This window comes from Undibacterium sp. Jales W-56, from assembly GCF_025548535.1.
Taxonomy (GTDB): Bacteria; Pseudomonadota; Gammaproteobacteria; order Burkholderiales; family Burkholderiaceae_D; genus Undibacterium.
In genome coordinates this window covers 40,394-55,418 of sequence record NZ_JAJLQW010000001.1, presented here as the reverse complement: position 1 = coordinate 55,418, position 15,025 = coordinate 40,394, and the positions used below count along the sequence as shown (strand labels likewise).

Genomic DNA, 15,025 nt, shown 5'->3' with positions numbered 1-15,025 from the left:
GACACAAAAAATGAATGCCCCGGAAAGTAAGTCAGAGAAAAAATTAGCCGTGCATCTGTTGATGCAGGCGGCACAACCTGAGCGTCGCCATGTCGTATTAGGCATCTTCTATTTATTCATCGCAGCAGGATTGGAAGCGCTTGGCCCGCTGTTGGGTAAAGCCTTTATCGACCGCTATCTGTTGCCGCACCAGATGGATCTGGCGGTTGTAGTAGCGTTGCTGGCGACTTATGTAGCGACCGGCTGGTGGGCGACCTGGTTGCGCTATCTGCAGCTATCCCGGCTGGCAGGTGTGGCGATGCGCTCGGTGCGTCGCCTGCGCGAGCAGGTGTACGGTCATGTATTGCGCTTGCCTATGGCGTTTTTCGACAAGGCGATTACCGGGCAGTTGGTCAGCCGGGTCACCAACGATACCGAGTCGGTTAAAAATCTGTATGTGCAAGTGCTGTTCGTGATGCTCGATTCGTCGATCGTGGTGATCGGTGCACTGGTAGCGATGGCGTGGCTGGATTGGCGCCTGATGCTGATCGTCATGATGCTGATCCCGGCCGTGATGATCATCGTCTGGTTTTATCAACGCTGGAGCGCCCCGGCGGTCAGCCGTGCACGTCAGCTGCGCAGCGAGATCAATGCGCAGGTCGCGGAGAGCATCAACGGCATGAGCACGCTGCAGGCAAGCAATGCCGAGCGGCGCTTTGGCGCACGTTTTGATGCGACCAACCAGCAGCATTATCACGCACGGCTCGATGAATTGCGCGCCAATGCCTGGTTGCTGCGTCCGGCCCTCGATCTGTTAAATTCCTTGTTGCTGGTGGTCGTGATTTTCTGTTTCAGTCAGCGCGATTTTTCCGGCATCGAGATCGGTATCCTGTATGCGTTTGTCAGCTATATCGCGCGCGTGGTCGATCCGCTGATCCAGATCACCTTGCAGTTCGGACAGATACAGCAAGCGGTGGTGTCAGCTGCACGCGTCAATACGCTGCTGCGCGAGCCGAGCACCAGCGGCGTCATCAGCGATGCCGAGATACATAGCGGCGATCTGCGGCTTGAACATCTGCGCTTTGGCTACGATGCGGCGCATCCGGTTTTGCATGACATCAACCTGCATATCCCGGCGGGAAGTTTTTTCGGGATTGTCGGCCATACCGGCAGCGGCAAATCGACGCTACTGAGCTTGTTGCTGCGCTTTTATATCGCGCAAGCAGGACGCATTGCCGTCGATGGACAAGACATCACCAGCTTTAGCGATGCGCATTTCCGCGCCAGTTTCGGGCTGGTGCCGCAAGAGCCTTTTTTGCTCGCGGCCAACGCCAGGGAAAACATCGCCATGGGCCGCGACATCAGCACTGCCGAGATCATCGCCGCCGCCAAAGCAGCGCGTGCGCATGACTTCATTCTGCAACTGGAGCAAGGCTATGACACTCCGCTCGGCGAAGGCGGTGCGCGCCTGTCCACCGGGCAGAAGCAACTGATCGCGATCGCCCGCGCTCTGGCGGGCAAACCGCGCATCCTGTTTCTCGATGAAGCCACTTCGCATATCGATAGCGAAACCGAACAAATCGTACAAACTGCGCTGACCGAATTGCGCGGCAGCGTGACCATCGTCGCAATTGCGCACCGGCTCTCGACCATCCGCGATGCCGACCAGATCGTGGTACTCAATCATGGCAGCATCGCCGAACAAGGTACGCATCAACAATTGATGGCGCTAGAACTCGGCATTTATCAAAAGCTGTATTTGCTGCAAACCCTGGAAGACTAAGTTTTATGAAATTACTACTCGGTATCGCCGCCCTCATCAGCACCGTCGCCATCGCCATCCTGGCTTATGTTTTTTTATGGGTGATGCCCAGGCTGCCTTCGCTCGATGCAGTCACCGATTACAAGCCTAAAATCCCTTTACGCATCTACACCGCAGACAATGCCCTGATCGGCGAGTTCGGTGAAGAACACAGGGATTTTGTGCCGATTAAAGAAATCCCGGTCTTGATGAAAAACGCGCTGCTGGCGATTGAGGACCGGCGCTTTTATGAACATGGCGGTATCAATTTCCGCTCAGCGACCCGCGCCCTGCTCGCCGATTTGCAAGGCGGCTTTCATCAGGGCGCATCGACCATCACGATGCAGGTGGCGCGTAATTTTTTGCTGACCCAGGAAAAAACCATCGACCGCAAGTTAAAAGAAATTTTACTCACCTATCGGATTGAAGCCGCCTTGAGTAAGGACCAGATTCTTGAGTTGTATATGAATCAGATTTATCTCGGTCAAAGGACGCACGGCTTCTCCAGCGCAGCCCGCACCTACTTCAACAAATCACTGGCGGAGCTGAGTATCGCAGAAGCCGCGATGCTGGCTGGCGTGCCGCAAAATCCGGTGCGCCATAATCCGGCGGCCAACCAGCAGCGTGCCAAACAGCGTCAATTGCTGGTCTTGAAAAGCATGCTCGATGAAGGCTATATCACGCAGGCGCAATTTGCCCAGGCCAGCGCAGAACAGTTGCATATCAGCAGTCGCCAGCAATTCGAATCGCATGCCGATTATGTCGCCGAGATCGTGCGTCAGGCGATCGTCGCGGAATACAAAGATGCGGCGTACAGCAGCGGTTTGAAGGTATATACGACGATCAACAAAGCGGAACAGGATGCCGCCTACGAATCCCTGCGCCGCAATGTCATGGCCTATGATCAGCGACATGGTTATCGCGGCCCGGAAGCGTTTATCGAGCTGCCAGCGGATGAAGATGAGCGCGATGATGCCATCGATGCGCTGATGCTCAAACACCCGGGCAGCGACAAGCTGGTGCCAGCCGTGGTGATCGAAGTCAGCAATAAATCGGTGAAAGCCGAAATGGCTTCCGGCGATGTCGTCACGCTGAGCGGCGAGACCTTGCGCTTCGCGGATAAAGCGATGCAGGCGAATGCCCATCGCGATCTAAAAATCCGCCCCGGCGCCTTGATCCGCGTGATGCAGGATGCGAAGAAACGCTGGACCATCACGCAGTTGCCCGAAGTCGATGCCGCCTTCGTAGCTCTGAACGCGCAGGACGGATCGTATCGCGCGATGGTCGGCGGCTTCGATTTCAACCGCAAGCAATTCAATCACGTGACCAGCGCATGGCGTCAGCCCGGCTCGTCGATCAAGCCGTTTATTTATTCCGCCGCTCTGGAAAAAGGCTATTCACCGGCCACTATCGTCAACGATGTGCAGTTATCCGAAACCAGCACCGAACAACTTAAATGGGATCCGCGCAACGACGATGGCAAATACGACGGCCCGATCACATTGCGTACCGCGCTGGTGCAATCCAAGAACGTGGTTTCCGTACGCCTGCTCAAAGCGATAGGCGCAGTATATGCGCGCGACTATTTGCCGCGCTTCGGTTTTGACGCCAACAAGCAACCGCAAAACCTGACCATGGCATTAGGTACCGGCTCGGTCACGCCGCTACAGCTGGCGGCGGCCTACGGCGTATTTGCAAATGGCGGCTATCAGATCAAGCCCTGGCTGATCCAGAAAGTCACCGACGCCCACGGCAAAGTCCTGACTGAAAACAAAGCCCCCGCCACTGCGCAGGAAGACGCTCGCGTACTCGACGGCCGCAACGCTTTCATCATCGACAGCATGTTGCGCGAAGTCGTCAGAAGCGGCACCGGCGCAGCAGCAACCCAGCGCCTGGGGCGCCATGATCTGGCTGGAAAAACCGGGACCACGAGCGATGCCGTCGATGGCTGGTTCGCCGGTTATGCGGGTGATGTCGTAGCGGTAGCCTGGATGGGTTACGACGATCCTAAATCGCTGGGCGGCAGAGAGTTTGGCGCGACCCTGTCGCTGCCGATCTGGATCGACTATATGCGCCAGGCCTTGTCCGGCAAGGCTGAGACGCAAAGAGCCGTACCGGAGAATGTCAGCAACGCCGAAGGCGACTGGTCGTATAGCGAATTCATGAACGGCGCCGGCATCAAAACCCTGGATCTCGATCAAGCCGCAACGCCGCCACTATAAACATCCCGGCGACAACACAGATCGCTTAGATAAAAAAATGCCCGCTACCAGAGCGGGCAAAAAATCCTACCTTTGGAGAGTATTTCAGGATTAGCGATAGTATATTGCGCGGATATTACGGAGATATGACATCCCTGCCCGACATTTCAATCTACCCGCCACAAACCGGATTGACGCCAAAAGAAAAAAGCCGGCGCAGAGACACAAATCACCCTGTTTCATCTACCATAGCGCATTCTTCGTGAAGTAATGGCGATCATAGAATTAAGGGGAGGCGCAATGGAAATTGAAGTCTTATTTCCCACACTGGTGGGTATCTCGCAGGCAGATCCGGCGACCGTCCATGCGATCAACGCCGAAGTCCTGCAGCAAAGAGCGCTGATAGAAAGCCTGCTCAGCCACTCTTGGGGCGACAACGTACTCAGTTCATTCAACAAAGAAAAAAACCTCTTTGCCCACGCCCATCTGCACTCTCTCAAAAAATTCATCGAAGATAATATTCTCGAATTCGTCAGTAAGACCCGCAAGGATCAGGCATTTACATTCGATCATCAGTACACCCAAAGCTGGATCAATATCACCAAAAAATTCGGTTTCCAGGAACGCCACAATCACGAGAGAAATGTCGAAGGTTTACCGATCAGCGGCGCCTATTATTTCAGCACCAACCAACACGACGGCGACCTTGCGATCTTCCCGACGGATATGCATTACAAACTGTTCGGCAATTACGTGATTGAACCCGCGGTGGGAAAATTAGTGTTATTCCGTTCGGATGTGTTTCATCGAGTCAGCGCGAATCTGACTGACAACGACAGGGTGTCGTTTAGTTTTAATTATTTGCTGACCAAGTAATATTTCGGCCCATCAAATTTCATGTCAAAAATTAATCTCTTAGCCAGCGCCGAATCGTTGCCGCACGCTTGGCGCTCAAAAGTATTGGGCTGCGCTGGCGGAGCCAACTTCAAGATCCTGCGCATGGATGCGTCCGCATACCCAGCCGAATGCCACGACTTCGATGAAGCACTGCTGGTGCTGGATGGGCAGATGAATCTCGAAATTCAGAATTCGCTTGTTTCGGTGCGAGCGGGTGAGCTGTTCATAGTTCCTGCCGGGATACCCCATGCCGTTGCTCCCGGCAGCTTCGGAACCTTGGTCATCATTGATTCGTGACTCTGGTCTTCAAGCTTAATCCGCCTTCAAGTTGCAGAGAGAAGAAAATTAAATGGCCGCAACCAGCCTTGTATTTTTGAACAAAAAAAACCCGCCAAACCTCGGCGGGTGAAAAGTTCTACTTTTTGGAGAGAGTAGAATTCATGAATACCTACGCATACTAAGACTAGTTAATGCTGCGGAAGTTCGTCCAAGACAAAGTTCCGACAAAACAGATACAAACTACAGACAATTCCCCTCGGGTATGCCGCGGCAATCTTAAGCTGCAATTGCGCTTGTGCCTGCCAGCATTCTCAATGCCTCGAATCCCTGCTGCAGATCGTTTTGCAAATCCTGTACCGATTCCAGGCCGACATGCAGACGTATCATCGGCGCCTGCCATTTGGCTGCATGCACGCTGCGGCAGCTTGACGGTTTGGTCGGCAGGATCAGGCTTTCGTAGCCGCCCCAGCTAAAGCCGATGCCGAATAATTCGGTGGTGTCTATCAGTGCGGCGACTTGCTGTTCGCTGATCCCGGAATGGAATACCGCACCCATCAGGCCGCAGGCGTAGTCGGGATGGAAGTCGCGCCGCCACAAGTCATGTCCTGCCGCACCCGGCATGGGCGGATACAGGACTTCGGCGACCTCGGGTTGCGCTTGCAGCCACTGCGCTATCTGCATGGCGCTGACGCGATGTACGGCCAGCCGCGCTGCCATGCTGCGCAAGCCGCGCAAGGCCAAGGCGGCATCATCGACGCCGACAGATAAACCGAGTTGTTTATAGGTATCGCGTAATTTGCCTTGCAGCCCGGCGGTAGTCAGGATCACCCCCATCAGCGCATCGGAGTGACCGACGATGTATTTGGTTGCGGCATGAATCGAGACATCGATCCCCAATTCAAATGAGGACCAGCCGATCGGTGTTGCCCAGGTGCTGTCGGATACCAGCACGGCACCGTGTGCATGGGCGACGGCGGCAAGCGCCGGAATGTCCTGGACTTCAAAGGTCAGCGAACCGGGGGATTCGACAAAAATCACTTTGGTGTTCAACTGCATCAGGCTGGCAATCCCGCTACCAATGGACGGGTCGTAATAGGTCGTGCTGATGCCCATTTGTTTCAGCAAGCCGTCGCAAAATAAGCGCGTAGGATCGTAAGTCGTATCCACCATCAGCAAATGATCGCCGGGTTTGAGCAAGGCCAGCAAGGTGGTGGTGATCGCCGACAAGCCCGACGGTGTCAGCAGGCAGGCGGCAGCGCCTTCTGCGGCACACAGAGCCTGTTCCAGCGCATAGGTAGTCTCATTGCCGTGCCGGCCGTAAATCGCGCGCGTGCCAGTCGCTTCTTTGAGGCCCGCGACATTCGGGAACAACATGGTCGAGGCGCGTATCACAGGTGGATTGACCGGACCGTGATGGGCTTTGCCCTTGCGGCCGGCGTGAGTCAGCCGGGTAGCGGTTTGCCAGTGTGCTGTGGAATGTGTCATTGCTGCTCTCCGATGGCTTGGATATGAGATGTCTTAAAACGGAGTTACTGGAACCCAGGCGGGTTGACTGGCCATCCCCGACAACATTCGCTCGGGTTTGGATTCGGTCTCGGTTTCTGCGTTTTTCTAAAAAGGAATAGGCAAATCCTAACAATGCTGAGATGAAATTTTTTACCAAATTTTCGGCTAAATTTCATGTATTTGAGAATATTTTTCTATAAAATTAAATATATGGATAAAAAAGATATCGAAATTCTTCAAATTTTGCAGAAAGACGCTTCCATCGCTCTGGCGGATCTGGCGCAGGCGGTGCATTTGTCGGTTACGCCGTGCTGGCGGCGGGTGCAAAGACTGCAGGATGATGGTGTAATCCGGCAACAGGTGGTGTTGTGCGATCCGCGCAAACTCAATCTCGGTTTGACTGTGATGGTGGCGCTCAAGGCAGCGCAACATAATGAAGCCTGGATGCAGCGCTTCGTCAGCGGGGTTCGCGACATACCGGAGATCGTGGAAATCTTCCGCATGAGCGGCGACATTGATTACCTGCTCAAAATGCATGTGCCGGACATGGCGGGTTTTGACATCGCGTATAAAAAGCTGGTCAAGGTCGCGGACCTGCAAGACGTCAGCTCCAGCTTTGTGATGGAAGTCATCAAAAGCACGACCGCGCTGCCGCTCGATTATGCGGTGCTGAAAACCGCCAAATCTTAACGATGATTTATATACTCCGATAGAGTATTTTTTTAATATCGCCGTAATTATCGCGGAATAAGCCTGGTTTTATACAAATAATGAGGGAGTATGCTCCCGATGAGGTAAAAAATCTGAATGGAATTGCTGGAACGGATCGTCTCGATTATCTTACCGGTGTTTATCGTCATCGGCCTCGGCTATGCCTATGCGCGCACCCGGGGCGCTGGCGCTCAGGACGATATGGCGGCGGTCAATCGGGTCAGCATGGATGTGCTCTGCCCTCTGCTGGTGTTCACGGCTCTGGCCGGTAAGCATTTTGACGTGACGCAGAATGCCTGGCTGATCCTGGCGGGGGTACTAATTGCATTGGGTTCCGGCTTGCTGTCCTGGCCGCTGGCACGCCTGCTTGGTTACGATGTGCGCACCTTTGTGCCACCCATGATGTACAACAATTGCGGCAACATGGGACTGCCCCTGGCGGCGCTGGCGTTTGGCGCGAATGGCTTGTCCGCCGCGGTAGCCTTGTTCATGGCGTGCAACCTGGTGTACTTTACCGTCGGGATCAAGATTATTCAACGCGGCCATCCCGATCATTCGGACTCGTCCTTGAAATTCCTGTTCAGCCCGATGATGCTCTCCATGCTGCTGGGCATGGCGTTCGCACTGCTGCATATTCACTTGCCAGACTATGTGTTCATCGCCTTGAAAATGATGGGCGACGCCTGCATTCCTATCATGTTGTTTGCGCTCGGGGTGCGCATGCTGGACATCAATTTCTCCAGCTGGCGCATTGGTGTGGCGGGTGCGCTGGTGTGCCCGGCGGTCGGTTTATTGGCCGCTTTAGTGCTGGAGCAAGTGTTGCCATTGACATCGGCACAACGCGGGCAAATGTATCTGTTTGCCGCCTTACCGCCGGCGGTGTTTTGCTTCATGGTGGCGGAACAATATCAACAGGAGCCCGATAAAGTCGCCTCGATTGTGTTACTCGGCAATCTGGCTGCGTTGTTGTTTGTGCCTGCCGGTTTGTGGCTGGGATTGCGATAAATCCATCGTCTTAAACCGGACCTCGTTTTATTTAATATCGCCAAAACTGCTGCCTCTGCGCCGCTAAATTAGCTAGAATTCTTCTTTCACATTTTTGAATGTCATCATGAGCGACTACGTCCAGACCTCCGTCCGCAACCATATCGGTTTTATTACTTTGGATCGCCCAAAGGCGCTGAATTCTTTGTCGCTGGCGATGGTACGCGCCATTACCGCGACCTTGCTGGCATGGCGCGAGGATGCCGGGGTCAGCGCTGTATTCATTCATAGCAGCAGCGAAAAAGCCTTTTGTGCGGGTGGCGATATTCGCTTTTTTTACGATGTCGGCACTGCCGGGCCGACAGGCGACAGCGCCCTGCTCGAAGATTTTTTTACGGAAGAATATGCCCTCAATCATCTGATTCACTTTTATCCCAAACCTTATGTCGCCTTGATGAATGGCGTCGTGATGGGCGGCGGCATGGGCATTGCGCAAGCGGGCGAAGGCTGTCGCCTGCGCATCGTCACCGAGCGTACCAAGATGGCGATGCCGGAAGTAAATATCGGCCTGTTTCCTGACGTCGGCGGCGGTTATTTTTTATCCCGCACGCCGGGACAAACCGGCACCTATCTGGGGCTGACTGGCGAGATCATCACTGCCGCCGACGCGCTCTATACCGGGCTGGCGGATGTGTATATTCCGACCGCCGAATTGCCTGCGCTGATGGAGATGATGACAACCGAGCCTGGCAAGGACCTTCGTGCGCGCATCAGGGATTTTGCTGCCGCTTTTGCCTCCCAGGTGACCGCAGACAAGAGTACGCTTGCGCAATATCGGGCCATCATCGATCGGCATTTTGCCGGCAACGATGCCAAAGCCATTGCCGCCTCTTTGGTCAGCGATCCGCATCCGTTTGCACAGCAGGCGGCAGCAGTCATGCAAAAACGTTCGCCGCTATTGATGAGCGTCACGCTTGAACAATTACGCCGCGGAATCAGCCTGTCAGTCGCAGACTGCCTGCGCATGGAACGCACAATGGTGCGCCATTGCTTTCAACATGGCGAGGTCTTAGAAGGTGTGCGGGCGCTGGTGGTGGCTAAAGACAATGCGCCGCAATGGCAGCCGGCTAATTTAGCCGAAGTCACTACAGAGATGGTGCAGGCATTCTTCGCTGAGGTATGGCCCGGCTATGCGCATCCATTGCGTTACCTGGATTAATACGGTCGGGTTTATTCCGCTTGATGCGGAATAAAATACGGGCAACAAAAAAGCGCTGAAGAAAATTTCTCTTCAGCGCTTTTTTATTCATGATTGAGACATGCGAGTTATTTCAGCAGGCCAAATACCTTGCCTATGATCTTGCTGCCAGCGCCGATAGGGTCTTGCCGGATCGCTTTTTCTTCTTCTGCAATCATCAAAAACAAGCCGTCCAAAGCGCGCTGCGTGACATAAGCTTCGACAGTCGCTTCTTGCGCAGAGACCGCGCCGAATTTTTGCGCCTGCCCCATCACAGAATTGTATTTTGCAGACAAACCTGCTTTATCCGTCACGCCTTTCACCAATGGCAGAAATTTTACGCTTAAAGGCGCTGCGGTTTTTTGCCTGAAAAAATCGGTAACGGAGGTATCGCCACCGGTCAGGATATTTTTCGCATCAGTCACGCTCATTGATTTCACGGCATTCACCAGCAGCGGTTTTGCCATCGGCACGGCTTGTTCAGCCGCACGATTCATCGATACGACAAGTTCGTCAAGCTGTTGACCATGACCTGACATTTTTAAAATCGGGCGCGCCTTTTCCAGGATAGACGGCAGCTGGATTTTAACTTTGTCGTTATTTAAAAAACCGTTTTCTACGCCAAGTTTTGCGACTGCGGCGACGGAACCCTTATCCAGTGCGGCTTTCAATCCGGCGCTGGCATCCTGGCTACTCAGATCGTCGAGCGAGGCAGCAAATACGGCGGAGGATGCCAGGAACAAAGCGCTGGCAGCGACTTGATGGAATAGCGTAGAACGTGACATGAAGCGCTCCTTAACGAAATGAATGAAAAGAATTTTGAATCGATTACACATCCGGATTGATGTTCATGTTTCTTACTCGTCAGCAAAAATGCTGTTGTTCAGTTTAACGAAAAAACTGGCTAGACTTCATCCACCGAGAACAAGCGGCGATGTTCCAACATGGCATAGCGATCGGTCATGCCCGCGATGTAGTCGGCAATTTTACGTGCCTGCTGCGTGTCATGCAGCATCTGGTTCGCATCAATTTTTTTGACTTGATAATCGTCCGGCAGCAGGATGGGTTCATCCATCATCGCATTAAATAAATCCGTGACGACGCGCCGCGCCTTGCTCGCCATGCGATTCACCATGTAGTGACGATACAGATTGGCATGCAAAAATTGTTTCAGCAGCGTCGCCTCTTTTTGCATGGAATCTGAAAATGCAATCATCGGCCCCATGTTGCGCACGTCATCAAGCGATTGCGGTGCATAGTCTTTGATACGCTGTTCTGAGGTGGCAATCAAATCCACGATCAGTGCATTGATCATGCGCCGTATGGTTTCAGAGATCGCGCGGCGACCGCTGATGCCGGGATAGGTATTGGCGACTTCCGCACGGAATTTCCCGTAAAAATCGAGCTCGTTTAATTGCGACTCGATCAGCAAACCCGAGCGTAATCCGTCGTCGATATCATGATTGTTATAGGCGATCTCATCGGCCAGATTGGTCAGTTGCGCTTCCAGATTCGCCTGTTTCTTGTGGATGAAACGTAGCCCGATTTCACCCAGCTTTTGGGCATTCGTGATTGAGCAATGTTTGAGTATGCCTTCGCGTGTTTCAAAGCACAGGTTCAAGCCGTCGAAAGCGCCGTAACGTTCTTCCAAGGTATCGACCACGCGCAAGCTTTGCAGATTATGCTCGAAGCCGCCGAACTCTTTCATGCATGCATTCAACGCATCTTGACCGGCGTGACCAAACGGTGTGTGACCAAGATCGTGGGCGAGCGAAATCGCTTCGACCAGATCTTCATTCAAGCGTAAGTTGCGGGCAATCGAACGCGCGATTTGGGCGACTTCCAGGCTATGCGTGAGTCGCGTGCGAAACAGATCGCCTTCATGATTGACGAAAACCTGGGTCTTGTATTCAAGACGGCGAAATGCCGTGCAATGAATAATGCGATCACGATCGCGTTGATATTCTGAACGAGAACTTGATGGAGATTCTGCATGACTGCGCCCGCACGATGTCGCAGATTGTGCGGCATAAGGAGCGAGATGCGTATCGGAGAACATGGCTATTGTATGCTGGCGCGTAGCGTTTCGAGCAATAGCTCCGTGGGCACCGTCGTGATCAGCGGCGCACCTAAAGGCTTGAGCAAAATGAATTTGATTTTGCCGTCTTCATTCTTTTTATCGACTTCCATCAATTCCAGCCAGCGTTGTTCACCGAGGTCAGGCGCAATGATTGGTAAGCCTGCGGCTTCAACCAATTGGGTAATCCTGACTTTACTGACATAGTCGATCAATCCGAGGCGACAGGATAAATCAGCCGCCATCACCATGCCGCAGCCGACGGCTTCGCCGTGCAACCATTTGCCGTAGCCAAGACCGGATTCAATTGCGTGACCAAAGGTGTGACCGAAATTCAGAATCGCGCGCAAGCCGCCTTCGCGTTCATCCTGCCGCACAACATCTGCCTTGATTTCGCAAGAGCGCGAGATGGCGTACGCCAAGCTCTCAGGATCTTTGGCGCGTAAGCGTCCAATATTCGCTTCCACCCAGGTAAAGAAAGGCTCATCAATAATCGCGCCGTGCTTGATTACCTCGGCCAAACCGGCCGACAGTTCTTTGTCTGGCAAGGTATTCAAGGTAGCCGTATCGGCGATGACTGCCTGAGGCTGGTAAAAAGCGCCAATCATGTTTTTCCCCAGCGGATGATTGATGCCGGTCTTGCCACCTACCGAGGAGTCAACCTGCGACAGCAAGGTCGTAGGTATCTGAATAAATGGCACGCCACGCATATAAGATGACGCGGCAAATCCAGTCAAATCGCCTATCACGCCGCCACCCAGCGCGATCATGGTGGTCTTACGATCGCATTTCGCTTCCAGCAAGGCGTCGTAGACTTTCATTAAACTAGCCCAGGTCTTTTGTTCCTCACCGTCGGGCAAGACAATGCTGACGATTTGCTTCCCTGCCTCGCGCAGCAGTTGTTCGAGTTGCGCCAAATACAAAGGAGCAACCACATCGTTGGTTACAATCGCAACGCGCTCGCCCTTGATATGCGCAGAGAAAAGAGAGGGATCAGATAACAGCGCCTGGCCAATCGAGATGGGATAGCTACGCTCGCCCAGATCGACATATAGAGTTTGATGATTTTGTTGAAGCATGGTTACGCCAGGAGTATGCGAAGAAATGGCGCGTTGTTCAAGCTGCGTCATAATCGATTGAACCAGAAATTGCACATTGGGACGACCGGTTTCAATGACCAGATCTGCAACCTCATGATAGAGAGGCTCACGCTGCGCTTCAAGTTCTTCGAGTTTTTTGCGGGGATCGGCAGTTCTTAGCAAAGGACGGTTTTTATCATGCCGCGTGCGCTGCAAAATACTGCTGATACCAGCGCGCAGATAAATCACCGTGCCGCGCTCTTGCAGATATTTCCGGTTAGTCTCATTGAGAATCGCACCGCCGCCGGTAGCCAGCACAATGCCATCCTGAGACGTCAAATCACGGATCACATCCGCTTCGCGCTGCCGAAAGCTCGCCTCACCTTCGATTTCAAAAATCACGGGAATCGAGACACCGGTTCGTGCCTCGATTTCATGATCGGAATCAATGAATTGCTTGTTGAGTTTTTTAGCCAGGGCCCGGCCAACTGTCGTTTTGCCGGAGCCCATCAGGCCTACTAAAAAAATGTTTTTTGACACATTGAGACTTTACTAAAGAAGGGAAACCCTCCTGATTACTTTAACAACCGGGACCACCATTTTTATCTTTGATCGTCATCGTACTTGTTGCCGACTGGTTCAAACTGTCTTTAACGGTAATGGTAACGTTCGTATCAGCGGCCACGCAACGCGTTCCTTGTGTGCCAACTGCCACATTCACGGTAGTACCAGTAAATGTCAATGGATTTGATGGATCCGGTATGGTGCCCGACACACTTGAAAGTAAGGTACTAGAAGTAAAGACCTGGAATGGTCCATTGCCGCCTTTGATCGCCAGGCCGATGGTCGCATTATTTGTTTCATCAATGTTCCAAGCTACAGGACTGAGTGCCAGGGTATTGACTGCGGCAGCAATTGTTATCGCGACGGTTTGCGTGTTTCCTTTTGCATCTGCAACGACAATATTTACGGTTCCTATTTTTGCAGCAAAAACAGAAAAGGTTCCGCCACTTGAAGAAACCGAACTAGTTGAAACCGTTCCAATCGCAGAATTATTGGAAGTCACAGAGTAAGGCGCTAAACCACCGTCTATGCGGAACGTGAGAGTATCATTCACATAAGCACTGGATGTTCCGGGGGATACAGTAAGCGCCGCACTTGTTGTACCTGTAACAATGACGTTCACGGCAATCGATACCTGCTTGCCGACATTATCAGTAATCACAATGCTGGCGTTGCCTGTAGATATTCCATTAATCGTTAAAGAGGTACCAGATACGGTTGCCGTAGCGACTGTCACATTGTTGCTGGTGGCTGTATAAGGTGCTGTACCGCCGCCAATACTATACACAGGCGCCCCGCCTAAACCTATCGTAATTGCAGATGGTGCAGTAGTAAATAATGGAATAGAAGCGCCGGCACCAATTGAGACATTAATACTTACCGTAGCTCCCTTCGCATCGCTCACCACAACCTTTGCCGCTCCTGCCAAGACACCATTGATCGTTAAAGTAGTCCCGCTAATGCTAACACCGGCAACCGACGTATTGCTGCTGCTGGCCAGGTAAGGTGCAGTGCCGCCGCCTACGGTAAATGTTGAGGTCGACCCCGGCAGAACGACAATATCGCTGGACGATGTAGTGAACAAAGGTGTGACGGTGCCGGCATTACCTACCGTGACATCTATGGAGACGGAGGCGCCAATTGTATCCTTGACAGTAACGGTCGCTTTACCCGCTGCGTTACCATTAATCACGAATTGATTTCTATTGACTCCTACGCTTGCCACGGAAGAGTCGCTGCTGGTGACGGCATACACTAAGCTGCCGCCGCCAATGGTATAAATCGACGAGCTTGCGCCAACCGCCACAGAAACTGCGGCCGGTGCGGTGGTGAATAGAGCCAAACCGGATCCCACCGTCACATCGATTGTTACGACAGTACCTTTTGCATCTTTGACAGTAATGGTAGTGGTACCGCCGCCGCCGCCAGTCAATGTCATTACATTATCTTTAACTGTGACAGTCGCTGCGCCAGAACTGCTGGTAGCAGTATAAGCAGGCACACCACCACCTATTGTGTAAGTCTGAATTTCACCTGGAGAAATTCGAATGGTACTAGAGGCACTCGTAAATAATGCGGCGCCAGTAGTATTACCCGGAGAACCGCCACCACCACCGCACGCAGACAGGAAGGAAATTACCATCAAGGTAATAACTGCGCGAATTAGCTTTATCATGTAACACCCTTATCTCTTAATAAATTGTTGCACAC

The 15,025-nt window shown here is 52.9% G+C and carries 12 protein-coding genes; 7 read left to right on the top strand and 5 right to left on the bottom strand.

The features are described from left to right. Positions 1-10 precede the first annotated feature (10 nt). The 4 genes from LPB67_RS00320 to LPB67_RS00305 all read left to right on the top strand — a co-directional run bounded on the left by LPB67_RS00320 (position 11) and on the right by LPB67_RS00305 (position 5,175). The gene (locus LPB67_RS00320; RefSeq protein WP_262835053.1) at positions 11-1,762 is read left to right on the top strand and encodes an ABC transporter ATP-binding protein; all 1,752 of its coding nucleotides are present in this window, start codon (positions 11-13) and stop codon (positions 1,760-1,762) included. A 5-nt stretch (positions 1,763-1,767) separates the two neighbouring features. Next, positions 1,768-4,002, top strand: a complete 2,235-nt coding sequence (locus LPB67_RS00315; protein ID WP_262835052.1) for a penicillin-binding protein 1A — start codon at positions 1,768-1,770, stop codon at positions 4,000-4,002. Between the two features lie 279 nt (positions 4,003-4,281). Then, on the top strand, positions 4,282-4,857 hold the full coding sequence (locus LPB67_RS00310) for a 2OG-Fe(II) oxygenase family protein (protein ID WP_262835051.1): 576 nt from the start codon (positions 4,282-4,284) through the stop codon (positions 4,855-4,857). A gap of 21 nt (positions 4,858-4,878) precedes the next feature. Continuing rightward, complete coding sequence (locus LPB67_RS00305; protein WP_262835050.1) at positions 4,879-5,175, top strand: cupin domain-containing protein; 297 nt, start codon at positions 4,879-4,881, stop codon at positions 5,173-5,175. 258 nt (positions 5,176-5,433) lie between these two features. Here the strand turns inward: LPB67_RS00305 and metC are convergent, their stop codons facing one another. Beyond that, positions 5,434-6,642 carry a cystathionine beta-lyase gene (gene metC, locus LPB67_RS00300; RefSeq protein WP_262835049.1) on the bottom strand — a complete coding sequence of 403 codons (1,209 nt, stop codon included), beginning with the start codon at positions 6,640-6,642 and terminating at the stop codon, positions 5,434-5,436. A 231-nt stretch (positions 6,643-6,873) separates the two neighbouring features. Here metC and LPB67_RS00295 point away from each other — a divergent pair, with 231 nt between their 5' ends. The 3 genes from LPB67_RS00295 to LPB67_RS00285 all read left to right on the top strand — a co-directional run bounded on the left by LPB67_RS00295 (position 6,874) and on the right by LPB67_RS00285 (position 9,577). After that, complete coding sequence (locus tag LPB67_RS00295; protein WP_262835048.1) at positions 6,874-7,353, top strand: Lrp/AsnC family transcriptional regulator; 480 nt, start codon at positions 6,874-6,876, stop codon at positions 7,351-7,353. Between the two features lie 117 nt (positions 7,354-7,470). Continuing rightward, positions 7,471-8,379: an AEC family transporter gene (locus LPB67_RS00290; protein WP_262835047.1), complete on the top strand. Its 909-nt coding sequence runs from the start codon at positions 7,471-7,473 to the stop codon at positions 8,377-8,379. 106 nt (positions 8,380-8,485) lie between these two features. Continuing rightward, positions 8,486-9,577, top strand: a complete 1,092-nt coding sequence (locus LPB67_RS00285; RefSeq protein WP_262835046.1) for an enoyl-CoA hydratase/isomerase family protein — start codon at positions 8,486-8,488, stop codon at positions 9,575-9,577. Positions 9,578-9,684: 107 nt separating this feature from the next. Here the strand turns inward: LPB67_RS00285 and LPB67_RS00280 are convergent, their stop codons facing one another. The 4 genes from LPB67_RS00280 to LPB67_RS00265 all read right to left on the bottom strand — a co-directional run bounded on the left by LPB67_RS00280 (position 9,685) and on the right by LPB67_RS00265 (position 14,990). After that, positions 9,685-10,380, bottom strand: a complete 696-nt coding sequence (locus LPB67_RS00280) for a DUF4197 domain-containing protein (protein WP_262835045.1) — start codon at positions 10,378-10,380, stop codon at positions 9,685-9,687. A 119-nt stretch (positions 10,381-10,499) separates the two neighbouring features. Next, positions 10,500-11,654 (bottom strand): deoxyguanosinetriphosphate triphosphohydrolase, encoded by a 1,155-nt coding sequence (locus LPB67_RS00275; protein WP_262835044.1) that lies wholly within the window; start codon positions 11,652-11,654, stop codon positions 10,500-10,502. Positions 11,655-11,656: 2 nt separating this feature from the next. Beyond that, positions 11,657-13,261: a bifunctional shikimate kinase/3-dehydroquinate synthase AroKB gene (gene aroKB, locus LPB67_RS00270; protein ID WP_410482703.1), complete on the bottom strand. Its 1,605-nt coding sequence runs from the start codon at positions 13,259-13,261 to the stop codon at positions 11,657-11,659. Positions 13,262-13,331: 70 nt separating this feature from the next. Then, complete coding sequence (locus tag LPB67_RS00265; protein ID WP_262835042.1) at positions 13,332-14,990, bottom strand: beta strand repeat-containing protein; 1,659 nt, start codon at positions 14,988-14,990, stop codon at positions 13,332-13,334. Between the last annotated feature and the right edge of the window lie 35 nt (positions 14,991-15,025).